This window comes from Neptuniibacter marinus (genome assembly GCF_965223595.1).
In the GTDB taxonomy this organism is placed as follows: Bacteria; Pseudomonadota; Gammaproteobacteria; order Pseudomonadales; family Balneatricaceae; genus Neptuniibacter; species Neptuniibacter marinus.
Window position 1 is genome coordinate 2,652,022 of record NZ_OZ245004.1, and the last position, 26,829, is coordinate 2,678,850.

Below are 26,829 nucleotides of genomic sequence, written 5' to 3' on the forward strand. Positions count from 1 at the left end.
TTTTCCAGTACAAACTTATTTAACAGAATCGTCCAAGCTATCCAGCATTTTATTAATGCCTTTAAATAACAGCAGAACGATGAAATACCCTAAACACGCCAAGCCTAAAAAAAGCATCAACTGTAAAGGATCATCTGTGCGCTGATACCCGGCAACACCTAATGCGGCAATCACCGCACTAAATACTACCGCAACAATATTAGCTAGACGCTTTGTCTTGTGTATGTCCTTTTGCATCGTCACTTCCATTAATTTCACTTCCGCTATCTTTGCTGACAGCTTCAGTTTTTAAATCTAATTCTTGCGGAACCGGCGACTCTTTTTTGGGTGTACGAGGAGCCGTTTGCGGCTCTTGTAAAAGCTCTGGTTCCGGGTGGATACAGTTTAACTTAACCCCTGTTTCCGCCTCAATCTCTGGAATAAGGAAGGAATCATCTTCACAGGCAAAACAGATAGAAGCGCCGGCAGCGCCCGCTCGCCCTGTGCGTCCAATACGATGAACATAATCATCAGGATCTTCAGGCAGTTGATAGTTAAAAACATGGGTCACACCATCAATATGGATACCACGCCCAGCCACATCTGTTGCAACCAGTACTTGGATTTTCCCATTACGGAAATCTTCTAAGGTACGCACACGTTTTTGCTGTGGAATTTCACCCGACATTAGCGCCGCTTTAATCCCATCTTTAGATAATTTTTCGGCTAAACGACGTGTTTCATCTCGACGATTACCAAAAACAATAACCTTCTCAGCTTGATCTTTATCCATATAATTCCGCAGTAAGCGGTATTTCTGATCCGCCGCCACAAGATATACGGTTTGACTCACATTATCAGTGGTTCTGATCTCTGGAGCGATCTCAATAACCACGGGATCAAGTGTCCACTGTTCCGCCAAGCTCAAAATATCATCGGTAAACGTTGCACTGTAAAGCAATGTCTGACGATCACTCCCTTTGCGCGGTGTATTACGAACAATAGTACGTACATCAGGGATAAAGCCCATACTTAGCATACGATCGGCTTCATCAAGAACCAGTATCTCCACATTCCACAGATCGACATCTTTACGGTTTACAAAATCGATTAAACGCCCAGGCGTTGCGACCAGAATATCGACAGGTTTTTTCTTTAGCTTTTGGCGTTGCTTATCGTAATCCATACCTCCAACAAGGCTAACCACATGAAGATCCGTATACTTAGCTAAGTTTTCAGCATCATCAGCGATTTGTAACGCTAACTCACGAGTCGGCGCGACAATTAAAGCCCTTGGCTCACCCTTACGACGTTTTTCTTCGATTGGGAAATCGATTAAGTCGGTGATAATTCCCAATAGAAAAGCAGCAGTTTTACCTGTACCTGTCTGGGCCTTACCAATTATATCTTTACCATCCAGCGCAGCCGGAATTGTTGCAGCCTGAATCCCTGTACAGTACTCAAAATTAAGATCGGCGATAGCATGAAGAACAGTATCTGGCAAATTGAAATCACAAAAACGCTGTTTTCCTTCAACCGCAGGAATATTTACTTGGTCTGGACTCCATTCAGCGCGGTCATCCGACCGTGATGCGTGAGAAGGTACAGATCTCACCTTCCTTTCAGTCTTATTTTTTTCATGCATATCCATTGTATTATCTATAGTCAACTCAATATATCCTAAGAAAAATTTCGCCTATACGGCGGTAATGCTGCCAACAACTGCTTACCATAACGACGCGTAATAAACCGCCGATCCAGTAGAGTAATTATACCTTGATCTTTTTCTGTTCTAAGTAATCGGCCAGTCGCCTGAGTAAGACGCATCGAGGCCATAGGTATAACCCACTCAGCAAACGGGTTGCCGCCTTGAGATTCTATCCATTCTGAATATGTGGCATCCACAGGGTCATCAGGCACGCCGAAAGGCAGTTTAGTAATAACCACATGCGTCAAATATTCGTGAGGAAGATCTACCCCTTCCGCAAACGAAGCAAGTCCAAAAATAATACTTGGCAGTTCATTATCTATACGTTCACGATGCAGTCGCAAAATCTCATGCTTTGCAAGGTCACCTTGAACCAAAATATTGTCGACCATCTTATCAGGCATCTGCTCAAGAACATACCGCATCTGTCGCCAAGAACTAAATAACACTAAGGTCGATTTTTCTTTAGGCAAAGAAGCCAACAAAATTTCAGCCAATTCGCCATTATGATCATTCGGATTACTGGGATCGGTACGCATTGCTGGAACCCGTAGCTCAGCAGCCTCACTAAAATTAAACGGGCTAGGAAATATAGCGCACGGACTATCTACAGGAATACCTAAATCGGCATACAAACGATCAAAACGTCCTAATGCTGTTAGTGTTGCTGAAGTTACAACAGCACCATAACATTGGGACCAAAGATGTTCCTGAAGTGTCGCGGCAGCTGATACAGGGCTACTACAACACTCCAGATCTAAACCTTCATTACCGTCAACACGTAAGACCCAGCGTGCTGTCGGAAGCCCCCCTTTCTCATCAGGAGATGCATAAGAGCGAGCTAAACCAAACATAGCCTGCATTCTTGAGAGAAAAACACCCATTTGCGGGTACCATTTTTCAGCAATGGATCTATCAATATCAGCCAACTCACCATCCATCGCCTCTTTTAATAGATCGACTATCTGCTCCAATTTGAGTACAACACGTTCGGCTGCCGTAGCGAAGTTATGACAAATAAGTTGCAAAGGCTCAGGAATAACCCCTTGAGCAAACCGATAACGGTCACTTGCCCCCTGAAGTTTATCTATTAATAACTGCTGCAACAGCAACTGCCACTCCTCAAGTGAACGCTCCATATCAGAGAAGGGGTTAGCCATTTTTTCTACATAGCCCTGCAATACCACATGCGCTGATGTGTCATTTAGCAGCTTATTTAATGAACGAGTAACTTTCGCCAACCAGCGCTGACTAGATTTAACACGTAATCTATAAGAAAAATGACCTGTAGTTTTCGTACCAAGATGGTGACCTTCATCAAAAATATAGATCGTATCTTCCGGAGCGGAAAGAATCGCACCACCGCCAAGGGAGAGATCAGCTAACACTAAGTCATGATTTGCAACAATCAGATCCCAACGGTCAAGCTCTTGTCGGGCTTTAAAAAAAGGACAAATTGAAAAATTACTGCAGCGCCGATTAGTACACTGCATATGATCACTGGTGGATAACCGCCAAATAGGATCAGCCACAGTATTTTTTAATCCATCACGATCGCCATCCCACTCACCAGAAGCATACAAACTCAGCAATTCCTGAACTTGAGAAATATCTGACTGATCAATTTTTTGCGCAACTTCATCTTCATACAACGCGATCTGGCCTAACTCATTTTGCTGCTCTAGTACTTTTTCTGCACTAGAAATACAAAAATACCTACCACGTCCTTTCGCCAAGCCATAGGTCAGATTAACGCCAGCCTCTGTTACTAACTGGGGCAGATCCTTCATGATTAGCTGCTCTTGCAAAGCAACTGTTGCCGTAGATACAACAACCTTTTTCTTTCGCTGCTGGGCAATGGGAACAGCCGCCAACAAATAGGCTAATGTTTTACCCGTACCTGTTCCCGCTTCTACCACACTAATATGCGAACCACCATTACGTTCGCCTTCACTGTTCTGCGAGATCGCAGCTAAAGTTCGCGCAATCTCAGCAATCATCATTTTTTGACCATAACGAGATTGAAGCCCACGACTACTTAAGAACGTACTATAGGCCTGCTGTATTGACTGTTTAAGCTGCTTATCTAACAAAGGAAGTACCGAACCTAGGATTGGATGTCTAGATGTAATTCTAACAGCTCACTAGGAAGAAAAACAAAAAACACTGTATAAAAAAACATAAGTTTCTTTACAAACGCAAAATACTGTATAAAAATACACGTACTGTATAAACAAACAGACAAATACTATGAAGCTAACGAAACGACAAACTGAAGTGCTTGAATGTATCAAGCGACACATCGACGAAACGGGTTACCCGCCTACCCGTGCCGATATTGCCCGGGACTTAGGCTTCCGATCAGCTAATGCAGCTGAAGAACACATGAAGGCTTTAGCACGTAAAGGAGCTATTGAAATTATTCCAGGTACATCACGAGGAATCAGAGTCCCTGAGCTCGAAGCCGATTTAGGTATACCTATTATTGGTCAAGTTGCTGCAGGCTCCCCGATATTAGCCGAAGAACATGTAGAAGATCACTGCACAATTTCGTCAAACTTTTTCCAACCCAAAGCAGATTATCTGCTTCGAGTAAAAGGTGAAAGTATGAGAAACATTGGCATTATGGATGGAGACCTACTTGCAGTACACCAATGTAATACAGCAAAAGATGGCGAAATTGTCGTTGCAAGAATTGAAGATGAAGTCACGGTTAAACGTTTTAAGAAAGAGGGAAATATCGTTTATCTTATCGCTGAAAATGAAGAATTTGAACCGATTGTCATTGACTTGAAAGAGCAAGAAATCGCGATTGAAGGCTTAAGCGTTGGTGTAATTCGCAGAGGTAACTAAAAATGATGGCACTTCCAGTAAGTACTAAGGCTCCACTTGTTCTTCTAAAAAACAAAGTATCAGCTAAAGTTACATCCCTTCCGGTAACCCCTTCTACAAAATCGGAGTTAGCTGGCAGTGTTACAGAGATTGTAGTGCAGAATAACAACTTCTCTAACATCCCTATGCTCATGCCTCTACTGGCACAACTGAGTCAAGATGATAGATGGTTTGTCTGGATTGCACCCCCTGTACTTTTACCTAAACAGCTTCTAGCTGACGCGGGCATAGATCTAAACAAAGTAATTCTGTTAAACCCAGATAACAAGCACAGCACCTTCGCTTTAGCTAAACAAGCCTTAAGCACAGGCACAAGCCACTCCGTCATTTCATGGCCTGGTTACCTTTCAGAAAAGGAGCTAAATGAGTTAGAAAATGCGGCAAAGCAAGGGCAAAGCCACGGAATAGTTATACGTCGAAGACAGCATAGCTAAGGCCCTGATAGATAAGAGGGCTTTTGCAATCCAGTTTAATGAATAATAGGTTCTGGCTCTGATTCAGACTCGGCATTATCATCCAAGTCAAAACCTGATTCGGCAACCATCTGAATACCCGCGGTTAACATGACCCGCGCTACGTCAAGATAGTGCCCATTTAACTTATCTTTCAACTCAGATGAGAAATTAACCTTAATCATTGGCTCCGCATCACTATCTGCATTCCGTATGGCCAATTCACCATTTTCAAGCTCTATTATTTCTAATACCATTTCCGACGCTATACCTGACACTTATTTTACCACTCCTGCATTCCTTCTCTCAGAGAATCAACTAACTGAGACAAAGCATTAAACCAACCTTCATACTCGACTATAATCGCCTTATCTTCCGCATGATCAGGATTAACCTGCAACACATGGATCTCTGACAGGCTTTTAGTATCGCTAGTAGCCCCTTTCTTATCCGCACCATGCCAACAGGCTTCATAAGCACCTATCATCTTATGTAGCCAAGCTGTCGAATCATTCTCTAGCACACTTAATTGTTTTAGCTCGGGGCTTTCAACACCGGTAACTTCAAGTTCAGCAGCTAACGATCGGTAACCCTCTAAAGTTTCAGTATCCACTTTATAAACTTCTGCTATTTCACGTAAAAACGCGTCATAAGCAGACATTAAGTGAAAAAGAACAGATTCATTAAATGATTCGATGAGTGCATGTTTATTCCAGCTGGTATCATCTTGAGCTTGCTTTAGTAGCTCAAGATGAATACGTGTAAAACTTAATTTCTGATTAGTCCGTGCTAAATAAATACCGCTCATGGAGTACCCTAACTATTTTTTCGCCTTTTTGCGGGCTTCTTCAACGACCCACTTCCCATCCTGATAGAATGCCCGCCAACCGGTCGCTTTACCATTGACCTCGGTCATGACGTATTGCTCCTTAGTCTTGCGACTATATCGAACAACCGTTAAATTTCCATCAGCATCTTTTTTAGGCGCACTAAACAAAAATTCATATTTAGGATCTATTTCACTTTGGTGCGGCAACAACTCAACAATTTTTGGTGCTCTTGTTTCCCTATTTCGTGGAAACTGACTGGCAGCAAGAAATAAGCCTGATGCCCCATCACGAAGAATATATGTATCCTCAACCTTTTCACAAGCCAATTCAGGCATAGGAACAGGATCCATTTTTGGCGGTGCAGCTTCACCACTTCTTAGCAACTTGCGGGTGTTTTTACACTCTGTACAACCAAAATATTTACCGAACCGACCTGTTTTTAACTGCATTTCAGCCGAGCATTTATCACACTCTAATACAGGCCCGTCATAACCTTTAATTCTATATTCTCCAGCCTCAACCTCAAAACCAGAACAATCGGGATTATTACCACACACATGAAGTTTACGTTTCTCATCTATTAGATAAGAGTCCATCGCCGAACCGCATATGCCGCAACGATGTTTATTACGTAAAATACGTGACTCTTCTTCGTCATCACCATCAACGCTAACCACCTCATCACCAGGGGTTAAGTTAATAGTACATTTACAACGTTCTTTCGGAGGTAAGCTATATCCAGAACAACCGAGAAAAACACCGGTACTCGCCGTGCGGATCATCATATGACGGCCGCAGTCAGGACAGCTAATGTCCGTCTCTGTCGGCGTATTAGGCCTCATCCCATGCTCATCACTTTGTGCTTCTTCTAATTTTGCAGAGAAATCCGCATAAAACTGATCAAGCAATGCTTTCCAATCTGCACTCCCTTCAGCAACGTCATCTAAGCTTTCTTCCATTCGAGCGGTAAAGCTATAATCCATCAGGTCGGCGAAGTTTTCACCTAAACGCTCAACAACAATATCGCCCATTTTTTGCGCATAAAAACGTCGATTCTGCACTTGAACATAACCACGATCTTGGATCGTAGAGATGATCGTCGCATAGGTTGATGGGCGACCAATTCCTTGTTTTTCTAGCTCTTTTACCAAGCTCGCTTCAGTAAATCGAGGCGCTGGTTTAGTAAAGTGTTGCTTGGGTGTTAACTCAACGAGAGAAAGTGTTTCGCCTGCATTAACGTCAGGTAAGAGTATATCCTCTTCCCCTTTACCTTTTGCTGGCATCACTCGTGTGTAACCATCAAATTGTAAGATACGACCTTTAGTTACTAATTCAAATTCTGCAGCGGCAACCGTTACCCGCGTACTCAAAAACTTAGCAGGTGTCATCTGGCATGCGAGGAATTGTCGACGAATAAGCTCATACAAGCGCTCAGCATCGCGATCCATGCCTTTAAGGGCTGTGGCCTCAACAGTAACATCTGAGGGGCGAATCGCCTCATGAGCCTCTTGTGCTCCCTCTTTGCTGCTGTAACTCAATGGATTCTCCGGCAGATACTTACTACCGAAATTATCACCTATATATTCCCTACAAGCCGCGATAGCCTCTGCACTTAAATTGGTAGAATCAGTACGCATGTAGGTGATGTAGCCCGCCTCATATAGACGCTGAGCCATCATCATAGTTTTCTTCACCCCAAAGCTAAGGCGAGTACTGGCAGCCTGCTGAAGCGTAGAGGTAATAAAAGGTGCAGAAGGTTTACTTGTTGTAGGTCGATCTTTGCGACTAATGACCTCTAAGGAAGCTGACTGTAAACGCTCTAAATGTGCTTTTGTCTCAGCTTCAGAGCCAGGCCTAAAGGTATCACCGTTAACACGGTTCACCTGTAATTTAAGCGGTGCTTTGCCTTCAGTTAGGGCATCAGCCTGCACTTCCCAAAACTCTTCAGGAATAAACGCTCTAATCTCTTTCTCACGTTCGACAACAAGTTTGACCGCAACCGACTGAACACGACCTGCAGACAAACCACGTGCAACTTTCTCCCATAATAAAGGGGACACCATGTAACCAACAACACGGTCAAGAAAGCGGCGCGCTTGCTGGGCATTGACGCGATCCATATCTAATAGAGATGGCTCTTCAAATGCTTCAGTAATTGCTTTTTTGGTAATCTCGTTAAACACCACGCGACGATAACGACTTTCATCACCACCAATCGCTTCGCGTAGATGCCATGCAATCGCCTCTCCCTCACGGTCCAAATCGGTCGCGAGATAGATTTCATCGGCATTTTTTGCCAGCCGTTTTAATTCGTCTACGACCTTTTCTTTGCCCGGCAAAATTTCGTAGTGAGGCTCCCACCCTTTTTCAGGGTCAATCCCCATGCGCCCGATCAGTTGTTCACGCGCCTTCTTCTTTTTATGCTCAGCTTTTGCTTCAGGCGACATTTTACGTGTTAGCGCCGCCAAACGAGCCCTTTCTTTTGGATCGGTCTTTTTAGTGCTACCGCTCGTTGGCAGATCGCGTATATGGCCTACACTGGATTTCACAACAAACTGGTTGCCCAAGTATTTGTTGATAGTCTTCGCTTTAGCTGGTGACTCGACGATAACAAGAGACTTTCCCATAGAGTCCTTCTTTCCTCAGGGCTATAATTAAGAAGCTATAGTTTAAAAACAGAAAAGGGTTAGAAAGCAAAATTCAACCATGATTTTGTCTTTTAACCTACGACACTGTAAGCAAATCTACAACGCTTCTTTTAAATAACGACATAATAAATAATAATTTGGGTGCATATATAAGTGCTGAGAATGCTGGGGTCAAGCAACAATTGTGATAAAAGTCGACTAATAGACCAACTAGAACTTTACCAATGGAGCCTTAAAGGCCACAATATTCAGCATAATCAACAACATCTCAACTGGCTGAAACAACCTCATGTTAAATGACAATATTCTATTAGTAGTACTGATTGCTGTAGTTGGGTTAGTTGCTATTACCGTTAATTTTGTCATTACTACACGCGAGCAGCAGGAAGAAGCTAAAGAAAAACGTTTAACCTGGCTTCAAGGCCAAGCTGAGCATATTCTGCAAGCACTCGCGGTATTAAGGGAGGCCGATTGTAAGCCTGAAATAGTTCAAAAAATTAATGAGCATGCAACAGCACTTTTAGAAGAAGTCGCTATGCTCGCACCTGATTCAGAGCTTTTCGAAGCATTAACACAACAAAAAGATACCGCTGATAAAGCATTCTCATCTCCAGACGCTTTTGACAGTGACCGAGCGCTAAAACGGGCCCAAATCTACATTAATTTTGCAGAGAAACTCATACTTCAACTAGCACGTGGCGGAAAAATAACACGCCCTTTAGCCCGAAGCTATCAACAGGAACTTTATTGGTTACGTATCACTGTCGTAGCAGATGCCCACCTTATGCAAGGTGAACGCTTCAAAAAATCAGATGATTTGATGACAGCACTCTCTCATTATCGCCATGCCAAAGCGCTGCTTGTTCGAGCTAACATCCCAACTCAAAACAAAAAATCCAGAATGGAAGCCGTTGAGAAACTGATTGAAGAGATACAACCTAAAAAGCCTAGACCCCAAGGCTCTTTAGCTGAATCATTAGATCGTTTACTCTAGATTTTGGCAAACCGAGCAATCTGCTGACCATTTTCTAATCTTACCTGCTCAATAAACATATCAAGAGGCCGTATCCATAGGCCCTCATCACCGTAACACTGGCGATAGATGACATGCCATTGCTCTGTCTCAGAGTGTCTAGCTAGGTTAATCACTTCATACTCAGCGCCCTTATAATGCTTATAACGCCCTAATTCAATCTGCACTATCTAAAACCTCTCTGCCACTAAGCTATCTAATAGCGTTTTAATTTCGTCCAGAGCCTCATCACCGCCCTCTTCATTCCAATATACACCAGCATGAATAGGTGTAGATTCAAGAGAAAAAACACCGTCAGGTAATTTAGAAATCACCTCTGCTAACCTATCTAACTGCTTTTCAGACAAGGCTCGCTCACCCTCAGACCAACTCCACCCAGAGGGGAGACCTATATCAGAAATTGATTCAAGTCTAAAAATTTGCCATGTTGTAAAATGATTTTTCTCTTCCCTATTCAGACCTTCACGAATAACTCGATAAGCCGTTATATCACGAGATTCTGGCTCCATTTCACCTTTAGCCCTAGGTGCAGTCAGCCTTTCTAACTGAACAAGAAAACCCATTTTCTTAGCTTTCATCCTCAGTGCTGCCTGATACTTCTGTCGTGGTGTAGGCATTACCCACATCATTGAACCAATGAGCGACATCATAATAACAATTATGATCATCCATTTCATAAACGGTACTCCGTTTAACTGTAAGCAAAGAGGCTTAAAATCAGTTATAAATAAGTGAGTTAGGATTCTTGTAAGCTTTAGTTAATTGATAAATATCAATGCCATGAAGTTTAACAGAGTACTAAGCCACACGCTCTATGCTAATCTGATTAACAATGAGTGTTGAGCCCTATAAATAGGTTCAGCATGTGACCGATAAGCACTTCAAGGAAATAATCATGAGTATTTATAAAAGAGTTTTGCTTGCTCTAGATCTGTCCACTGAATCGGAACAACTACAAGACAAAGCTCGTGAGATTGCTTCACAAAACCAGGCAGAACTACATATTGTGCATGTAATAGAGCCGTTAAGCTTCGCTTACGGCGGTGATGTGCCGATGGATTTAACCTCTATTCAAGAACAACTTGATGAACATGCGAAAAATAAGCTTGAAGCATTCTGCCAATCACTTGGCTACCCCGTTACAACAAAACAAGTAGCAACCGGCCAAACTGAATCTGAGGTCCACCGTATTGCTGATGATTTAGCTATTGACCTAATCATTGTCGGTAGTCATGGCCGCCATGGTATTGCGCTGTTATTAGGCTCTACAGCCAATGGCATTCTGCACGGCGCAACCTGTGATGTACTCGCAATACGTATAAAAGAAGAGGCTGAATAATCTCTCCTTTGTGTGGTGTGGTGCGGTGTGCTGAGTAGAGAGGAGGCTAGCCCTCCTCTTGCATAGCTTCAAGCTCAACCCAGCGTTCCATCAGTGTTTCCACTACCTGCTCTTGAGCTTGCATTTCCTCAAGTATAGAACTCACTACATCTTGGCTTTGCTGATAAAAATCAGCCTTACCGGTTTGCTCTTGTAACCCTGCTAATTTTTCCTCAGCCGCTTCCAACAAAGCGGGTAATTCATCAAGCTCTCGTTGTATTTTATAGCTTAGTTTTTTCTTTTTAGCTGGCTTTTCAACAACCGGACCACTATCGACTTTGGAAGACTTTTTAGGTGTATTTTTTACTAGGCTCGGCCGCTGACGAAGCCAATCTTCGTATCCACCGACATATTCATTTAGCTTTCCATCACCCTCAAAAACCAATGTGCTTGTCACCACATTATCAAGGAAAGATCGATCATGGCTTACCAACAAAATAGTGCCATCAAAATCAAGGATTATCTCCTCTAACAGCTCTAAGGTTTCTATATCTAGATCGTTTGTCGGCTCATCGAGTACCAATAAGTTAGCTGGTTGGCTAAAAAGTTTGGCGAGTAATACTCGGTTAGTCTCACCACCCGATAATGCTTTGACGGGTGTTCTAGCTCGCTCTGGGGCAAACATGAAATCATTTAGATAGCTAATAAGGTGGCGCTGTTTACCATTGATAGTGATACTTTCACGGCCTTCAGCAATATTATCTATTACTGTTTTTTCAGGGTCGACTTGGGCACGCAATTGATCAAAGTACGCAACTTCGATGTTAGTCCCTAATTTAACCTGACCGCTATCTGGCGTTTGCTTACCTAACAACACACCTAACAAACTACTCTTACCCGCTCCATTAGGACCGATCAAGCCAACACGATCACCACGTAAAAGTGTGAAATCAAAATGACTGAAGAGGGTTTTATCATTAAAGCCTAAACTAACGTTTTGTAACTCAGCAACAATCTTACCGCTACGTGCGGCTTCTTCGAGCGAGAATTTAGCTTTACCACCTCGTTCACGTCGATCTGAGCGTTCATTACGCATTTGTTTCAGGGCACGAACACGTCCTTCATTACGGGTTCTGCGCGCTTTAATTCCTTGTCTTATCCAAGTTTCTTCTTGTGCTAAACGCTTATCAAAGAGCGCATTCTGCTTCTCTTCGTCCTCTAGCATCTTCTGTTTAAGTTCCATGTAGGCTGAATAACTACCCGGAAACGAAGATAAGTTACCTCGATCCAATTCAATAATACGGGTCGCTAATCTATCCACCAATGCTCGGTCATGAGAAATAATTAATAATCCACCCCTAAACTCAAGCAACTGTTGCTCTAACCACTCAATAGTTTCAATATCCAAGTGGTTTGTCGGCTCATCGAGAAGTAACAAATCAGGCTGCTGAACTAGAGCCGCACCTAAGGCCGTTCTACGACGCCAACCACCAGAAAGTTCAGACATTAGCTTATCGCCAGGAAGCTCAAGCTGCTCAATAACTCGCTGGACCCGTTGCTCTAGATGCCAACCATCAACCGCTTCAATCTCATGCTGAAGGTGATCAAGCTTGTTCATATCCACTTCTGCAGATGAAGCTAATTCATCATAAGCCTCTCTCAGCTTAAGAATATCGTGCAGCCCCGACGTAACCACATCTCGCACTAAGCGTTCATCTGCAGCTGGCATAGCTTGGGGAAGTTCAGCGATTCGACAGGTAGGTGCTACCCAGAATTTTCCCCCATCCGGTTTATGATGGCCCGCAACGATTTTGAGCAGTGTGGACTTGCCCGCACCATTTAATCCAACTAAAGCAACCCTTTCTCCCGGATCTATTTGAAAATCAACATTATCTAAAAGAGGGTTCGCGCCAAAGGCGATTGATATTTTATCGAGTCTAATAAGTGGCATGTTTGTTCAGCTTTTGTTCTATGAAGGCGCTATTCTACTAGTTTTTACTAGATATGCATGAAAATGCTGCATTCAGACAAATTATTATTTAATAATAAGCTCAAACTGCCGTATAAATAGGTAACGGAACATCACATAGGACTTGGTAAATGTATCGTGTCATGCACAAATTCATCATTTTTTTCTGTTTTACACTGTTAACTCTTGCAACGACTATCAATGCGTCTACAGAATCGTTACGTAAACAGTTTCTTAAGGCCGAATCACTTTTAAAGCAAAACAAAACAGAAGCCTATGCAAAACTACGTGCACAACTCGATGAATACCCTCTAGCTCCTTACTTAGACTATCAAGAGATCTTAAAAAATCTCACAAGCTCAAAACCTGAAAAAATTAATGCGTTTATTGAAAAAAATCATGAACTACCTATAGCACAGCGACTCAATAAAACTTGGCTTAAACACCTGAACAGACAAAAACAGTGGAACTCCTATTCCCAACATTTCAGCCTACACCCTATAGATCACACCCATTATCAGTGCATGCAACTTCAAGCATTTTTGAACGGGACAGCAAAACAGAAGAAAGAGGCTCTATATAAAGCTAAAGACCTTTGGGTCGTCGGAGAATCTCAGCCCAAGACTTGTGACCCCTTATTTAAAGAGTGGATGGCAACAGGCAGACCTACATCAGATGAAGCTTATGAGCGTTTTTGGCTTAGTATCGAAGAAAATAATATTAAACTCGCTCAATATATCGATAAAAAGATCAAAAACAAAAAGCAAAAACAACAAACCCAACAGTTTTGGGCGCTTTACAAAAAACCAGAAAGCATCAGTAAAAAATCATTATCCTTCTTGCCAAAAGAGAGTCGAGGCAAAGTTGCAACGATAATTTACAAACGCTGGTATCGCACACAGCCGATTAGCGCGATCCAAGCTTGGATAAAAGTGCGGGATAAGTTGATGAGCCAAGAAGAGCAGCTATCTGTTACTGAATATATGGGGATTCGCCTAAATGCTAACTACCATAGCCAAGCAATTCAGTTATCTCATCTACTAGATCCTGACTATAAAATCGAGTCTTTAACTGAAACCCGTATTCGAAATGCACTCGCAAAGCAGGATTGGAAGACCGTAAAAATAGGTATCGCACACCTCAGCGAAACAGCTAAAGCCGACCCAAAATGGCAATACTGGCACTTAATTGCTGAACGAAACTTATCACCCAACAAAAGTCAGGCAAAGCAATTAGCTGATCTATCTAAAGATAGAAGCTTTTACGGTTTCCTCGCTGCTGAACTCAACAAAAGCCCCTTCCAACTAAATGCCATTAATAACCCCTTCTCATCAGAGCAACTCTCTCAACTATCAAGCAAACCTGCAGTAGCTCGAGCCAGAGAGTTGTTTAAATTAGGCAGACTAATAGAAGCTAACCGTGAATGGAATTTAGCCCTATCACAAATGACGCCCGAAGAAAAAAATGTCGCTGGTTACTTAGCGAAATCTTGGGGTTGGTACTTACAGGCTATTATTAATGCTGCTAAAACGAAACGCTGGGATCATATCGACTTACGCTTCCCTCAACCTCACAGCAAATTATTCAAAACTCACGCTTTAAAAAATGAGTTAGATCTAAGCTTTCCCATGGCTATAGCCCGTCAAGAAAGTGCATTTCTCTATAATGCACAATCACCTGTAGGGGCCAGAGGACTTATGCAGTTAATGCCTAAAACGGCCAAACAAACAGCCCAAAAGCACGAAGTACCCTATAAAAAGACATCACAACTTTATGATCCAGAAACGAATATAACCTTGGGCTCGGCTTATCTAGGCGATATGCTAAAACGCTTTGATAATAACCCTGCATTTGCGGCTGCCGCTTACAATGCAGGTCCCCATCGCGTAAAACGATGGCTCCGACAGCGCGGTGACCTTCCTTTAGATATATGGATCGAAACTATTCCATTCAAAGAAACACGTAGATATGTACAGAATGTCTTGGCGTTTCGAGTTATTTACGATCGTTTAGCAGGACGTGAAGCCCGCCTACTGACAGAAAAGCAGATTAAACTATTAGCTTTAAACCAAAACAAAGCAACAGCGCTGTAAAACCGATAAACCATACTCACTAAAATATCTAGCGGTGATAACGTCACCCCTAGATATTTTCCTATTGATCAGGCTATTTGAATGAACAACTGTTTTTGGACCGATATTGGCGTAAATTTAACGGATAGCAGTTTTGATAAAGACAGGCATGAGGTAATTGAACAAGCACTTACCGATGGTATAAATAAACTTATTATTACCGGTACAACCCTTCAAGAGTCATTAGACGCTATTCAGTTATGCCAGCGCTACCCTAAACAGCTATTCTGCACAGTAGGTATTCATCCTCACTATGCAAAAGTCCATTCATCCTCGGACTTCGCAGAATTAAATACATTAACAAAAGAAGCCGGCGTCGTGGCTTTAGGTGAAACGGGTTTAGATTTCAATCGCAACCTCTCAACGCCAGCACAACAAATATTAAGCTTTGTTACACAGTTAGAAATAGCCTCGACCCACAAACTCCCCCTCTTTCTACATGAAAGAGATGCTCACAAAAAACAGTTGGAAATACTCAAGTCCCACCGTGATGATTTTACTCATGCGGTAGCACACTGCTTTACCGGTTCAAGACAGGAGTTATATAACTATTTAGATTTAGACCTCCATATAGGTATAACCGGCTGGATTTGTGACGAGCGTAGAGGCTTAGAATTGCAAAAACTAGTCAAGGAGATCCCTTCTAATCGCTTAATGCTCGAAACGGATGCACCCTACCTACTGCCAAGAGATTTAAAGCCTAAACCAAAATCTAGACGCAACATTCCAAGTCATTTACCTCATATTGCCGCAGTAATCGCAACACTTGTGGATAAAACATTGGAAGAACTGAACCATGATGTTCAGAAAACTACCCTCGACTTTTTTAATATCAACGATTAAATACCAGTAAAAAATATAGGAACCTAATAACCTAAACGGATAGCTCGTTTAAAAAAGCAGTCAGCTGGCAACCATCAAATGGCCACATAAGCTCTTTGCCTGTCTGTAGATCAACTAATACAGGTATCGTTAAAGCGTATTTCTCCATTAAGTCATCATCTTCAGCAATATCAACCTGGTAGATGGCATACACGTCCATATTGACCACTGAAGTAACAACCGCCTCAGCAACCTCACATAGGTGGCAACCTAAGGTTCCCATTAACTCTAATTCCCGCATACCCTTTCCACATCAAATTAATACTTAATTAAGCTTTTTAAGATTGCCTTGCTAAAACACTACTCTCTGTAAAATACACCAACAAAATTATTAAATAAAAATAAGATCGCCGCTTATACTAATCAAGTCAGCAAAAAACAATGGGGCTAAATAGCAGACATAAGAACTACTCGTTTCACCTAACATAGGAGATCAATAGACAGCAGTCTAAGTAATTACTTTAAAACCCTCTTCAATCAACACAAATAATGCTTATACAGTTCAGCGGATGAGTAGTACAAAATACTGCAATATATTGCTGCTAAGATCGATAATGAACATATTATTTAGTCGTAACACCTAAGTTCCATCGACCAATGAATAGCTTGATTTATTGCACTGCACAATAATATGCTATTCTATTAAATGAACGCTCTTGTATTCTTGCAAAGAAAAACCTGTGCGAATATGCTGAAACTGGTAATTATTGCCCTTAATCCCGCCTCCTACTCATAAAGACTATGTGAAGCTAGGCTAGATGGAAAACGGATATGACAAAGAAAGGCGAACCAATGGATAACAACAACCTGCTCTCAAACCCTCAGGAATTTATTGACTATCTAAACACTGAGACCCAAAAAGTGTTTGATATGTTTTCCACTTCTGGTGGCGATGATGTTTTTACTCAATTTGCACAATCTTGGACTGAGCTTGCAAACCGCTCGTGGGAAGACCCAACGGTTTGGATTCGTGCTATTACCGATTATCAACAAAGTCAGATGAATTTATGGACAAACCTCTTAACCGGTAAAGCATCTGACGCGGTTGCCGAACCTGCCCGTGGTGATCGTCGTTTCCAAGCTGAAGAGTGGTCTCAAAACCCTGTTTTTGACTATATCAAGCAGTCCTACCTTCTAAGCTCTAAGCTGATGCAAGAGATGGCAGCAAATGCAAACCTGTCCGATAACGAGCAGAAGAAGTTAGAATTCTATACCCAGCAGTACATTGACGCGCTTTCACCAACAAACTTTGCCATGACAAATCCAGAAGTGTTACAGCAAGCACTGGAAACAAATGGACAGAGTTTAGTTGATGGCCTTAAAAATCTGCTAGGCGATGTTGATAAAGGTCGAATCTCGATGACCGATGAGTCAGCCTTTGTACTTGGGGAAAACATTGCTACTACGCCAGGCACGGTTGTTTTTGAAAACGAACTATTTCAACTAATTCAATACAAACCAACCACTGAAGAAACATTCACGCGCCCAACGCTGATCGTTCCTCCATGCATCAATAAGTTTTATATTCTTGATTTGCAAGAAAGTAACTCTTATGTGAAATACTGTGTTGATCAAGGACAAACAACTTTCCTCATTTCTTGGCTAAACCCTACAATTGAGCAAGGTAACATTAGCTGGGACGATTACGTAGACGAGGGCATAATAAAAGCAAGCCATGTAGTTAAAGAGATTACTGAGGCGGACAAGGTTAATGCCGTTGCATGGTGTGTCGGTGGTACGTTCTTAGCCTCAGCATTAGCAGTTATGGCAGCACGTAAAGATACAACAATTGCATCCGCCACATTCTTTACAACACTATTAGACTTCTCGGATCCAGGCGATCTATGTGTGTTTATTGATGAGCAGCAAGTTAAAAAATTAGAAGACAAAGTTACTAATCAGGGATACCTGAGTGGTCGTGAGCTTGCAACCTCATTCAACATGCTCCGCTCTAATGATTTAATTTGGTCATACGTTGTTAATAACTACCTAAAAGGTCAGACACCGCCTCCTTTCGATATTCTCTACTGGAACAGTGACTCGACTAACCTACCTGCGACTATGTACACTTTCTACATCAACAATATGTACCTTGATAACGCATTGGTTAAGAAAGACGCATTAACCCTCTGTGGTGAAAAGATCGACTTAGGAAAAATCAAGATCCCTTGCTACTTCCTATCCACCATTGAAGACCATATTGCCCCTTGGAAAGGCACCTTTCCTGGTACCGAACTCCTTAAAGGTAAAAATGAATTTGTGCTAGGCGCAAGCGGCCACGTTGCAGGTGTTATTAACCCTGCCTCTAAAAACCGTCGTAACTACTGGATTAACGGTGAGCTAGGTCAAGGCCCAGACCATTGGCTAGAATCAGCAGAACGCCAAGAAGGTTCATGGTGGCCACACTGGTCTGAATGGCTAAAACGCCGTGCAGGCAAAAAAGTAGCCGCACCAGAAACTGAAGGCAACGATACTTATAAAGGTATTGAAGCAGCACCAGGTCGTTACGTAACTGTTCGTATCGACTAGCATAAATGCTAAACCATAAAAAAGGAGTCTATTGGCTCCTTTTTTATTTAGGCTAAAATTTTAGCCGTTAAATCACGGTTTGATGCAATTCAGCAATTTCTTTTTTTAACACATCATCTTCAGTAAAGCTGGCAAACTTCTCCGCTTTAACCAATACCGCTTTAGCCTCACCTATTTGATCTAATTCAATCAATCGCTGCGCAAGAGAGAACTGTATGGAAGCCTTATACTCATTTTCCTTAAGCGAATCAGCAATTAAAAATGCGCGCTGATAATAATCCACAGCGGTCACACTATCGTCAGTAAAATCAGCCAAGGTTTCGAGGAAAAGCGGATGATCGCTTTTCTTACCAACGTGCTGCTCACATAACGACTTCAACTGATCATAAAGTTGATAAAAGACAGCTTCATCATCTCGATCTGCTGCGGAGATTAATGCTTCAGCCAGCTGCTCTACCTGTTTAAATAATTGGGCATTCATAGCTTAACTCTCCAACCACACATCTTTAGCCCAATCCCATATTGATCCCCACTCATCATCGATACCCTCGTCATACAACCATAGAAAGATCTGTCCAGTATCAGCGATACAATAAAATCCATTTTCATGTTCACAAATGGGGATATATTCACGTGGCATGCCTAGATCCCAAGCTCTTGCTGCCATATCGGGAAGAAAGGTATGAGATTGGGGATCTGCGCATGTCGCTGGCTCAATGGAACCACAGACAATATCACTTACCTCAAGCATGAACTGTTTATACTCATCTGGTAAAGAGATCAGAATCGCTTCTTCTATCTCAACCAGATCATCGTAATTCGGTAGATCTAATGGCACCGGAACTTTTTGGTTACGTTCCTGTAACAACTCAATAATATCTTCCACTAACAACTCCAAGCAGATGTATGTTGTATAAGGCTTGCAGCCTAGTCCAGACCATCCGCTATGTAAATATATATAAACTAATATCAAAAAAGCCCGTACTTATAGCTAAACGGAATAGTAAATATTGATATAAGTCAGCGATTTGAAAAAAAAACAACTCAACTTGCCCTAAAAAATAATACTTTAGGACTATTATTATCCAAATGGCTAACGTCTTTAGACTCTCAAACCAAGACATTCAGAACAAAACCCGTATAATTCGCGCCAACTGCACTGCAACAATATAATTTGTAATATATTTATCCAATTGTTTGCAGGCTCTGAAGTCTCAGGTAATCACGTAGTAAGCTATTTCGGCATGATTAGAATTACGTTGCGGCCACAAGCCCCCTTACCTGTGCCACTTCACAAACCATTATTATTATTAAAATGGCGAAGTTCCTATGACCACAAAATCAGTAGACGTATTGCTAGTCGGCGCGGGAGCGATGAGTACGGCACTTGGTGTTATGCTCAAGCAGCTGGACCCATCCCTAAAAATAGCCATGATCGAACGACTCGATCAAATTGCTGTCGAAAGCACAGATTGCATGAATAACGCGGGAACAGGACATGCCGCTTATTGTGAATTGAACTATACGCCAGAAATGGATGATGGCAGCATTAATTGTGACAAAGCCTTTGCTATTAATGCCTCCTTTGAAGTGAGCCTGCAGTTCTGGTCCTATTTGGTCCAGCAAAATGCACTACCCGAACCTTCACAGTTTATAAACCCAGTCCCCCATCAAAGTTTCGTCTGGGGCGATAAAAACGTAGAATTTTTACGTAAGCGCTACGAAGCCCTAAGCTCACACCATCAGTTTAACGTGATGGAGTACAGTGAAGATCCTGAAGTTATTAAAAAATGGATGCCACTGGTCATGGAAGGCAGAAAGAGCAATGAAAAAATAGCGGCGACTCGGGTACGTTATGGCTCTGATGTAAACTTTGGCGCACTGGCCCGTCACATGGTTAAAAACCTTCAAGATCAAAGTGATTTTGAGCTTCTTCTTAACCATGATGTTAAAGATTTCTATCAAAATAAAGATACTAGCTGGTCTGTCACGATTAAAAATAACGCAACCAACGAGTTTGATGTTATTGATAGCCGCTTTGTATTTTTAGGCGCTGGCGGCGGAGCACTCCCCCTATTACAGAAAACAGCAATTCCTGAAGCTGATGGATATGGTGGTTTCCCTGTAAGTGGCCAATGGCTGGTCTGTAAAAATGAAGAGATCATCGAACAGCATGCCGCTAAAGTATATGGGGCCGCCCCTATTGGCGCCCCACCTATGTCTGTGCCTCACCTTGATACTCGAATCATTGATGGCAAGAAATCACTGCTGTTTGGGCCTTTTGCAGGGTTCACAACTAAATTCCTTAAAAACGGGTCTATCTTCGATTTAGTTGGCAGCATGAAGCTTAATAACCTCAAACCAATGCTCTATGTTGGTGCTACTAATATGGATCTAACACGATACCTAATTAGTGAAGTGATGCAGACACATGGTTCACGTGTTATGTCATTGAGCAACTTTATCCCTGAAGCTAAAGAAAATGATTGGGAGATCTCTCACGCAGGCCAACGTGTACAGATCATCAAGAAAGATGAAAACGGTAAAGGGAAATTAGAATTCGGGACTGAAGTAATTACCGCTGCTGATGGCACTTTAGCTGCTTTACTTGGCGCGTCACCTGGAGCATCAACATCGGTTAGTGCGATGCTTAGTATTGTAGAAATCTGCTTTAAAGATCAACTGGCGTCACCTGAGTGGCAGGCAAAAATTAAGGAGATGATACCTTCCTATGGCCATGACCTTACGCAAGACCCTGAACGCCTAAAATCAATTCGCGAATATACACTTTCCACCTTAAAACTAGACCCAGAAAAAGTCTAGCCAGCAGGTAGTATCAGCTCATCAACAAACTCGCGACTGAAGCTAAAAGCTAGCTCAAACTTTAAAAGGCCGATAACACTATCGGCCTTTTTCTTTACTGATTGCCAACGTACAATACCCACCTCTTAATCTATATGAAGCACATTACACTATGCAGTGCAGAGAAAAATGCGGGGCATGCTGTATAGCTCCAAGTATCAGTAGCCTCCAAAAACCTGCCGGTGTCAAATGCCAACATCTTACAGAAACTCTACGCTGTGCTATCTTCCACCATCCCGACCGGCCGAAAGCATGCGCAGACTTTAAAGCGGAACCAGATTTTTGTGGTCAATCAGCAGCTGAAGCGATACAAATACTCGAACTTTTAGAAGAAAATACTCGTTAAAGTAAACCTACAGCTTCTTTACTATATAAAACTAGTCCTTATTTTACTGGAGCAGAACGCTGAAATACCTTTCTGAAATCAAGTTATTGCTTAATCTCGGTTTCCCTATTGCGATCGCACAAATAGCGCAAACTTCCATGGGGTTTGTCGATACCCTTATGGCGGGTCGTTTTAGTTCAACCGACCTTGCTGCTGTATCTTTAGGCTCGAGCATTTGGCTACCTATATTTATTGCTTGCCAAGGGATTTTAATGGCAACAACGCCGATGGTTGCGCATTTTGTAGGCGAAGAGAAACCTCACCAAGCAAATGAAACACTTCACCAAGGATCACTTATTGTGATTCTACTAAGCCTTTGCTCTATGTTTTTTCTACATAACTGCGCCCCCATCTTAGCTTTCATGGATGTAGAACCCCATTTAGCAATACTAACCATGGAGTACCTTGCTGCAACCTCATGGGGCATACCTGCTTTACTTCTATACCAACTGATCCGCAGCTATATCGAAGGCTTTGGCAAAACCCAACCCGCTATGAAAATTGCTGTCTTTGGTCTTCTATGTAATATCCCACTTAATTACCTGCTAATTTATGGAGAATTAGGTTTCCCTCAACTCGGTGGGGTTGGTTGCGGCTGGGCTAGCGCAATTGTGATGTGGCTAATGTTATTTGTCTCTATTATCTACCTAACCAATGCCAACACATTTAGGAAACTATCCCCACTGAATGGCTGGAAACTCCCCGAAATCGATGCTTTTAAACGCTATGTAGCATTAGGTCTACCTATAGGGTTTGCCTTATTGATCGAAGTGAGCATGTTTTCTGTGATCGCCCTCTTAATAGCTGACCTTGGCGAAATAATTATTGCCTCTCACCAGATCACTATAACCTTTACTGGGCTCGTCTTTATGATTCCATTGAGCATCTCTTTTGCACTCACCATTCGAGTTGGGCATCAATTAGGAGCCCAAAATGCAGCAGGGGCGATTCATAGTGCAAAAGCAGGTTTAATCATCACCTTATCTATTGCTTTAATTAGCTCTGGGCTTATCGCATTTTTTGCCCAACAAATAGCCTCCTTATACACTGCAGATGTAGAGATCATTAAGATTGCGACCACCCTTCTAACAATAGCTGCCGTATTCCAACTATCAGATGCTATACAAATCACCTGTTCTGGCGCCCTAAGGGGCTACAAAGACACACAATTCCCTCTTATGCTTGTCTTTATTTCATGCTGGCTTGTAGGCTTACCAACAGGCTATATTTTAGGCAAAACAGATCTAATTGTTGCACAAATGGGACCTAGTGGTTTTTGGATTGGTCTTTTAATCGGCCTAACAATTAGCGCTATACTGTTACTCTCTCGTTTAACGTGGAAAAGCAAGCAGACCTTACATGCCTCTCTTTCGATATAGCTATCACCTTTTATGGGGAACCTTACTGACCCTAATCCTTACAGGCTGTGAGCGAGACACACCTGAAGAGATGCTAAATAACTACCAATACAGAATTAGCAATGTACTCAAGGTTGACCAATTACATGTAGAAGATACCCCCTCTCGTCACCAGTTCCCCCTTCGTCGCCATCTGATCCGCCCCACTAAAGAGATCAGAGAGGGCCTACTCGACGTTATGAACTTAAAAGAATGTAAGTTATTACCTTTAATTGCGGAACGAAATAGCTCCTTAGGCAAAGTTTATGCTCCCTCGCAAAAAATGTATTATGAGTTAATATTTTTTCATGCATTAGAAAAGTGTAGGAAAAAATTAAACACTGATACTCAAGTGGATCAAAAGCTACTGGCCCAAGTTGATACTATTTATCAGATAAAAAAGGAAAACCTACCTTCAGAACTATGGAACGGTATATTCACCGCAAAAGAGATAGAACTAAACTTCTCACGCGCTAAAGATCTACTACCTTTACTGGATGATGGTAGTACGCAGAACAGCATCAATGCGATTAAAACCTTAACCGATATTATTAAATCCCCCCGCCTAGATACCCAATGGGAAATCCCTCAAGCGCTCAATAACTTAGAATCTAATTATAAAATTCTATATAACAACCGCTCGGGTCCTAAAATTCTAAGTTCTCTTCAATTGCTGACTGCCCATTTAATGAATGCATCGCAAACGATTGAGCATGGATTACAAAAAAAACAGCTGTGTTTTAACAATACGCCCTCTAGAAGAGCTAGAATTATACAAAACGTTTTTTATAAATATTATATTGGTGAGGTTCAGCCCTATTTAGCTATGGTCCACAAGTATGCGGTAGAATGGAGGTCAGCCAACAATCAATTAATTGATTCCTTTAATAGCTACAATTTGAAACCCTCTAAGCAACTAGAAATTTATCAACGTTTAATACTATCCAACTCGCAACCGGATAGTTTATGGGCACAATATATTTTTGCACGGGATAAACATACGCAGAGCTGGCAGAAACTGCTCAAACAATGCGGCATGATGCCTACACATAGTGATTGACCATTAGGTTATGGACTCAACATTGAATTCAGTTCGCTCTATAGACAAGCGCAGTTTTAGCAACCAATGCCATCTATCTCTACTGGCATTTATGCTCGCACTATCCTGCCTAATTTTCATTCAAGTGGGGGCAGATGAAAGCATTCGCCTTAGCCAAGCAGATATAGAAAAGCTAGGTAAGCAGTACGGAGCAAAAGCACAGCGTCGATTAGAAATTTGGCAGGAGTTGCTTATAACGCTGGCCAATGAGAGCGAGCAGGATAAGCTAGAACAGGTAAACGATTTTTTTAACCAAGTGCGTTTTCTAGATGATATCAAACACTGGAAGAAAAAAGATTACTGGGCAACCCCCGTCGAGTTTCTCATAACAAATGGCGGTGATTGCGAAGATTTCAGCATTGCTAAATATTACACCTTAAAAGAACTGGGTGTACCTGTAGAAAAAATGAATTTAGCCTATGTAAAAGCATTAGAGTACAACCAAGCACATATGGTCTTAACCTATTACCCCAAACAGAGCGCCATCCCATTAGTACTCGATAATATCAATGGCACAATCTTACCCGCTTCAAAACGCCCTGATTTACTACACGTTTACAGTTTCAATGGTGATAAACTTTGGATATCTAAAATGGGCCGTAGAACGACATTAGTCGGCACATCTGATCGTTTAAAACCCTGGGTTAAGTTGCAATCAAGAATTGAAAACAAAGACATTAACCTGCGCTAGGTTTAATGACGAGGAGCAATACTATGTCACTAGTAAACCAACTGATAGCTGCGATATTTGCCATTCTTATCGGCTTGGTTTCTGGCACTTTGTATATTATGTCAGAAAGTTCGCGTTCAATACTACAAGACCAATTAGAATCGCACGCACAGGACTCCGCAACACACTTAGGCCTCTACCTCGGTCCTTATATGGCAGAGAACGATAGCGCAACTGTGGAAACCGCAGTTAACGCTATTTTTGACAGCGGTTTCTACCAACAAATCATCGTAACTAATGCTGAACAAGGCATCTTATTTGAAAAAAGTATGCCATCAACAATTAGCGATGATATTCCCCAGTGGTTCCAGAATTTAGTCGTTATCACCCCCCCCTCTATGTATCGAGAAGTCACTTATCAATGGCAACAGGTGGGTAAAATTTATGTACAAAGTAGTGCAGACTATGCATACGATAAGTTATGGAAGGGAGCTCAAGATAGTATAATTTTGTTTGTATCTCTTTCCATCATCTGCCTATTAGCTATTAGCGGCCTGATCCGATATTTATTAAGACCACTAAACAGTGTCGAACAGCAAGCTATAGCGCTTTCTGAAAAACGTTACATAGAACAAGAAAAACTACCAAGCACTCGAGAATTGCGCCAAGTTGTCGAAGCGATGAATCGCATGATTAGACGCGTAAAAGGTATGTTTGAAGAGCAGGCTCGAAATATTGAAGAGCTTCGCCGTAACGCCTATCAAGATAATCTAACGGGCTTATCTAACCAAAGAGCCACAATCACTCAATTAGCAGAACGAATTGATTACCGTAAAGATTTTGGTAAGGGCACCCTGTTTAATATCCATTTGATCAACCTGCAAGAGATCAACCAACAGGTAGGTATGGACAAAACCAACAACCTTCTCAAGCACTTAGCCACACTGCTGGAAGAGGTATCTCGACAAGCAGACCAATCTATCCTTGGAAGGATTACAGGGGCTGACTTCGTTTTATTAACCAGTCATACAAACTTTGATCAATTAAAACTAAAACTGGACAAAGTCGACTTAGAAAGCCGTAAGCTATTAAGCCAGCTTATGAATACAGATATCTCTCACCCTATTATTAGTGTGGGTAGCTGTGAATGCAGCGATATAAGTCATAGTAGTCAACTCCTATCCGATGCTAAAATCGCCAGCGAGGAAGCGAGCAAAGAAAGTGTACTTTGGAAGCAATATAATAGCGAAGCAAACACCAGCATCACCCAACCTTCTGATTGGAAACAGCATGTCGCTAATGCTATAAACCAGCGTAAAATATTTTTACAAGCACAAAGCGTCTATAGTAAAAGCCCGAACTCAATGCCGATCCAAGATGAAATTTTCACACGTATTTTAGACCGCGATAACAAAGCCACATCGGCAGGCGAATTTATCAACTTAGTAAAAGAGCTTGGTCTTATGGCTGAAATGGATCGTGCTGTTATCGAGCTAGCCTTACAAAAAATTGAGAGCGCAGCTTGCCCGTTAACCATAAATTTAAGCCATGAAGCTATACAAAGTGATTCATTGATTGATTGGCTATCCAAACAACTAAAGGGCAAATCCCTAGCAGGCAAACTGCTATTTGAAGTAGATGAAACGGCTGTTTTAAATAATACTGATGCCATAACAACCTTTAGAAAAGCATTAAAAGAGCTTGATATTGGCTTCGGTGTTGACCATTTTGGTGTTCACCCCAATGGTTTCTCCTATTTGTACTCTGTACAACCTGATTACGTGAAAATTGACGGTTCCCTCATTCGAGAAATAGACCAAAATGCAGAAGATCGCTTTTTTGTTAGCAGTTTAATCAGCGTGGCCCATAGTTTAGATATTCAAGCCTACGCAGAGCATGTAGAACGCGAAAGCCAGCTACAATTGTTAACTCTGCTTGAGATTGATGGTAGCCAAGGCTATCTACATGGTTCACCGAAAGAACTAAGCTAGATTCAGTTAGGCTTAGGCATAAAAAAACGACGGCATGCCGTCGTTTTTTTATG

Annotated in this window: 24 protein-coding genes; 12 read left to right on the forward strand and 12 right to left on the reverse strand. The window is 41.9% G+C overall.

Features of this window, described 5'->3' with window-relative positions; translation table 11 throughout:
- Positions 1 to 15 precede the first annotated feature (15 nt).
- Genes ACOQOE_RS12535 through dinG form a run of 3 tightly spaced genes read right to left on the reverse strand, consistent with a single transcriptional unit; the run spans position 16 to position 3,780 of the window.
- Entirely contained in the window at positions 16 to 237 is a 222-nt protein-coding gene (locus tag ACOQOE_RS12535; protein WP_067863927.1) for a hypothetical protein, read from the reverse strand.
- Positions 200 to 1,624, reverse strand: coding sequence for an ATP-dependent RNA helicase RhlB (gene rhlB, locus ACOQOE_RS12540; RefSeq protein ID WP_067864136.1), 1,425 nt, complete (start codon positions 1,622 to 1,624; stop codon positions 200 to 202). Before rhlB ends, ACOQOE_RS12535 begins: the two co-directional genes overlap by 38 nt.
- Before the next feature lie 35 nt (positions 1,625 to 1,659).
- Positions 1,660 to 3,780 carry an ATP-dependent DNA helicase DinG gene (gene dinG, locus ACOQOE_RS12545; RefSeq protein ID WP_420554161.1) on the reverse strand — a complete coding sequence of 707 codons (2,121 nt, stop codon included), beginning with the start codon at positions 3,778 to 3,780 and terminating at the stop codon, positions 1,660 to 1,662.
- Between the two features lie 157 nt (positions 3,781 to 3,937).
- Here dinG and lexA point away from each other — a divergent pair, with 157 nt between their 5' ends.
- A complete protein-coding gene (gene lexA, locus ACOQOE_RS12550; protein WP_420554162.1) occupies positions 3,938 to 4,540 on the forward strand; it encodes a transcriptional repressor LexA in 603 nt (200 codons plus the stop codon).
- Between the two features lie 2 nt (positions 4,541 to 4,542).
- On the forward strand, positions 4,543 to 5,013 hold the full coding sequence (locus ACOQOE_RS12555) for a cell division inhibitor SulA (protein ID WP_231867936.1): 471 nt from the start codon (positions 4,543 to 4,545) through the stop codon (positions 5,011 to 5,013).
- 35 nt (positions 5,014 to 5,048) lie between these two features.
- Here the strand turns inward: ACOQOE_RS12555 and ACOQOE_RS12560 are convergent, their stop codons facing one another.
- Genes ACOQOE_RS12560 through topA form a run of 3 tightly spaced genes read right to left on the reverse strand, consistent with a single transcriptional unit; the run spans position 5,049 to position 8,488 of the window.
- On the reverse strand, positions 5,049 to 5,288 hold the full coding sequence (locus tag ACOQOE_RS12560; RefSeq protein WP_067863918.1) for a hypothetical protein: 240 nt from the start codon (positions 5,286 to 5,288) through the stop codon (positions 5,049 to 5,051).
- Between the two features lie 26 nt (positions 5,289 to 5,314).
- Positions 5,315 to 5,839, reverse strand: coding sequence for a DUF6586 family protein (locus tag ACOQOE_RS12565; RefSeq protein ID WP_067863915.1), 525 nt, complete (start codon positions 5,837 to 5,839; stop codon positions 5,315 to 5,317).
- Positions 5,840 to 5,851: 12 nt separating this feature from the next.
- Positions 5,852 to 8,488, reverse strand: a complete 2,637-nt coding sequence (gene topA / locus ACOQOE_RS12570; protein WP_067863912.1) for a type I DNA topoisomerase — start codon at positions 8,486 to 8,488, stop codon at positions 5,852 to 5,854.
- Between the two features lie 310 nt (positions 8,489 to 8,798).
- On the opposite strand from topA, the gene ACOQOE_RS12575 reads away from it, so the two are divergent.
- Positions 8,799 to 9,503, forward strand: coding sequence for a DNA topoisomerase I (locus ACOQOE_RS12575; RefSeq protein ID WP_067863909.1), 705 nt, complete (start codon positions 8,799 to 8,801; stop codon positions 9,501 to 9,503).
- Here the strand turns inward: ACOQOE_RS12575 and ACOQOE_RS12580 are convergent.
- Positions 9,500 to 9,709 carry a DUF1653 domain-containing protein gene (locus ACOQOE_RS12580; protein ID WP_067863906.1) on the reverse strand — a complete coding sequence of 70 codons (210 nt, stop codon included), beginning with the start codon at positions 9,707 to 9,709 and terminating at the stop codon, positions 9,500 to 9,502. The two genes, ACOQOE_RS12575 and ACOQOE_RS12580, sit on opposite strands and share 4 nt — an antisense overlap.
- A gap of 3 nt (positions 9,710 to 9,712) precedes the next feature.
- Positions 9,713 to 10,219 carry a hypothetical protein gene (locus ACOQOE_RS12585; protein ID WP_067863903.1) on the reverse strand — a complete coding sequence of 169 codons (507 nt, stop codon included), beginning with the start codon at positions 10,217 to 10,219 and terminating at the stop codon, positions 9,713 to 9,715.
- 218 nt (positions 10,220 to 10,437) lie between these two features.
- Here ACOQOE_RS12585 and ACOQOE_RS12590 point away from each other — a divergent pair, with 218 nt between their 5' ends.
- On the forward strand, positions 10,438 to 10,881 hold the full coding sequence (locus ACOQOE_RS12590; RefSeq protein ID WP_067863901.1) for a universal stress protein: 444 nt from the start codon (positions 10,438 to 10,440) through the stop codon (positions 10,879 to 10,881).
- 46 nt (positions 10,882 to 10,927) lie between these two features.
- Here the strand turns inward: ACOQOE_RS12590 and ACOQOE_RS12595 are convergent, their stop codons facing one another.
- On the reverse strand, positions 10,928 to 12,811 hold the full coding sequence (locus ACOQOE_RS12595; RefSeq protein ID WP_067863898.1) for an ATP-binding cassette domain-containing protein: 1,884 nt from the start codon (positions 12,809 to 12,811) through the stop codon (positions 10,928 to 10,930).
- Positions 12,812 to 12,960: 149 nt separating this feature from the next.
- On the opposite strand from ACOQOE_RS12595, the gene ACOQOE_RS12600 reads away from it, so the two are divergent.
- Together ACOQOE_RS12600 and ACOQOE_RS12605 are read left to right on the forward strand one after the other, a co-directional pair.
- A complete protein-coding gene (locus ACOQOE_RS12600; protein WP_067863895.1) occupies positions 12,961 to 14,922 on the forward strand; it encodes a transglycosylase SLT domain-containing protein in 1,962 nt (653 codons plus the stop codon).
- Positions 14,923 to 15,003: 81 nt separating this feature from the next.
- Positions 15,004 to 15,804 carry a TatD family hydrolase gene (locus ACOQOE_RS12605; RefSeq protein WP_420554163.1) on the forward strand — a complete coding sequence of 267 codons (801 nt, stop codon included), beginning with the start codon at positions 15,004 to 15,006 and terminating at the stop codon, positions 15,802 to 15,804.
- A gap of 31 nt (positions 15,805 to 15,835) precedes the next feature.
- On the opposite strand, the gene ACOQOE_RS12610 is transcribed toward ACOQOE_RS12605, so the two are convergent.
- Positions 15,836 to 16,084 (reverse strand): glutaredoxin family protein, encoded by a 249-nt coding sequence (locus ACOQOE_RS12610; protein ID WP_067863889.1) that lies wholly within the window; start codon positions 16,082 to 16,084, stop codon positions 15,836 to 15,838.
- A 530-nt stretch (positions 16,085 to 16,614) separates the two neighbouring features.
- Here ACOQOE_RS12610 and ACOQOE_RS12615 point away from each other — a divergent pair.
- Positions 16,615 to 18,372, forward strand: a complete 1,758-nt coding sequence (locus tag ACOQOE_RS12615; RefSeq protein WP_156473656.1) for a PHA/PHB synthase family protein — start codon at positions 16,615 to 16,617, stop codon at positions 18,370 to 18,372.
- 67 nt (positions 18,373 to 18,439) lie between these two features.
- On the opposite strand, the gene ACOQOE_RS12620 is transcribed toward ACOQOE_RS12615, so the two are convergent.
- A complete protein-coding gene (locus ACOQOE_RS12620) occupies positions 18,440 to 18,853 on the reverse strand; it encodes a tetratricopeptide repeat protein (RefSeq protein WP_420554164.1) in 414 nt (137 codons plus the stop codon).
- Between the two features lie 3 nt (positions 18,854 to 18,856).
- Positions 18,857 to 19,258, reverse strand: a complete 402-nt coding sequence (locus ACOQOE_RS12625) for an SMI1/KNR4 family protein (protein WP_067863880.1) — start codon at positions 19,256 to 19,258, stop codon at positions 18,857 to 18,859.
- A 443-nt stretch (positions 19,259 to 19,701) separates the two neighbouring features.
- On the opposite strand from ACOQOE_RS12625, the gene mqo reads away from it, so the two are divergent.
- The 5 genes from mqo to ACOQOE_RS12650 all read left to right on the forward strand — a co-directional run bounded on the left by mqo (position 19,702) and on the right by ACOQOE_RS12650 (position 26,776).
- Positions 19,702 to 21,195 (forward strand): malate dehydrogenase (quinone), encoded by a 1,494-nt coding sequence (gene mqo, locus ACOQOE_RS12630; protein WP_420554165.1) that lies wholly within the window; start codon positions 19,702 to 19,704, stop codon positions 21,193 to 21,195.
- A gap of 471 nt (positions 21,196 to 21,666) precedes the next feature.
- A complete protein-coding gene (locus ACOQOE_RS12635; RefSeq protein WP_420554166.1) occupies positions 21,667 to 22,998 on the forward strand; it encodes an MATE family efflux transporter in 1,332 nt (443 codons plus the stop codon).
- Positions 22,979 to 24,076, forward strand: a complete 1,098-nt coding sequence (locus ACOQOE_RS12640) for a DUF3080 family protein (protein WP_420554167.1) — start codon at positions 22,979 to 22,981, stop codon at positions 24,074 to 24,076. Before ACOQOE_RS12635 ends, ACOQOE_RS12640 begins: the two co-directional genes overlap by 20 nt.
- Positions 24,077 to 24,098: 22 nt before the next feature.
- The gene (locus tag ACOQOE_RS12645; protein ID WP_420554168.1) at positions 24,099 to 24,806 is read left to right on the forward strand and encodes a transglutaminase-like cysteine peptidase; all 708 of its coding nucleotides are present in this window, start codon (positions 24,099 to 24,101) and stop codon (positions 24,804 to 24,806) included.
- A 23-nt stretch (positions 24,807 to 24,829) separates the two neighbouring features.
- Positions 24,830 to 26,776: a bifunctional diguanylate cyclase/phosphodiesterase gene (locus ACOQOE_RS12650; RefSeq protein WP_420554169.1), complete on the forward strand. Its 1,947-nt coding sequence runs from the start codon at positions 24,830 to 24,832 to the stop codon at positions 26,774 to 26,776.
- Positions 26,777 to 26,829: the final 53 nt, after the last annotated feature.

Coding starts and splice junctions, on each gene's coding strand:
- ACOQOE_RS12535 (WP_067863927.1), bottom strand. CDS start 237: ATGCAAAAGGACATACACAAGACAAAGCGTCTAGCTAATATTGTTGCG.
- rhlB (WP_067864136.1), bottom strand. CDS start 1,624: ATGCATGAAAAAAATAAGACTGAAAGGAAGGTGAGATCTGTACCTTCT.
- lexA (WP_420554162.1), top strand. CDS start 3,938: ATGAAGCTAACGAAACGACAAACTGAAGTGCTTGAATGTATCAAGCGA.
- ACOQOE_RS12555 (WP_231867936.1), top strand. CDS start 4,543: ATGATGGCACTTCCAGTAAGTACTAAGGCTCCACTTGTTCTTCTAAAA.
- ACOQOE_RS12560 (WP_067863918.1), bottom strand. CDS start 5,288: ATGGTATTAGAAATAATAGAGCTTGAAAATGGTGAATTGGCCATACGG.
- ACOQOE_RS12565 (WP_067863915.1), bottom strand. CDS start 5,839: ATGAGCGGTATTTATTTAGCACGGACTAATCAGAAATTAAGTTTTACA.
- topA (WP_067863912.1), bottom strand. CDS start 8,488: ATGGGAAAGTCTCTTGTTATCGTCGAGTCACCAGCTAAAGCGAAGACT.
- ACOQOE_RS12575 (WP_067863909.1), top strand. CDS start 8,799: ATGTTAAATGACAATATTCTATTAGTAGTACTGATTGCTGTAGTTGGG.
- ACOQOE_RS12585 (WP_067863903.1), bottom strand. CDS start 10,219: ATGAAATGGATGATCATAATTGTTATTATGATGTCGCTCATTGGTTCA.
- ACOQOE_RS12590 (WP_067863901.1), top strand. CDS start 10,438: ATGAGTATTTATAAAAGAGTTTTGCTTGCTCTAGATCTGTCCACTGAA.
- ACOQOE_RS12595 (WP_067863898.1), bottom strand. CDS start 12,811: ATGCCACTTATTAGACTCGATAAAATATCAATCGCCTTTGGCGCGAAC.
- ACOQOE_RS12600 (WP_067863895.1), top strand. CDS start 12,961: ATGTATCGTGTCATGCACAAATTCATCATTTTTTTCTGTTTTACACTG.
- ACOQOE_RS12605 (WP_420554163.1), top strand. CDS start 15,004: ATGAACAACTGTTTTTGGACCGATATTGGCGTAAATTTAACGGATAGC.
- ACOQOE_RS12610 (WP_067863889.1), bottom strand. CDS start 16,084: ATGCGGGAATTAGAGTTAATGGGAACCTTAGGTTGCCACCTATGTGAG.
- ACOQOE_RS12615 (WP_156473656.1), top strand. CDS start 16,615: ATGACAAAGAAAGGCGAACCAATGGATAACAACAACCTGCTCTCAAAC.
- ACOQOE_RS12620 (WP_420554164.1), bottom strand. CDS start 18,853: ATGAATGCCCAATTATTTAAACAGGTAGAGCAGCTGGCTGAAGCATTA.
- mqo (WP_420554165.1), top strand. CDS start 19,702: ATGACCACAAAATCAGTAGACGTATTGCTAGTCGGCGCGGGAGCGATG.
- ACOQOE_RS12640 (WP_420554167.1), top strand. CDS start 22,979: ATGCCTCTCTTTCGATATAGCTATCACCTTTTATGGGGAACCTTACTG.
- ACOQOE_RS12650 (WP_420554169.1), top strand. CDS start 24,830: ATGTCACTAGTAAACCAACTGATAGCTGCGATATTTGCCATTCTTATC.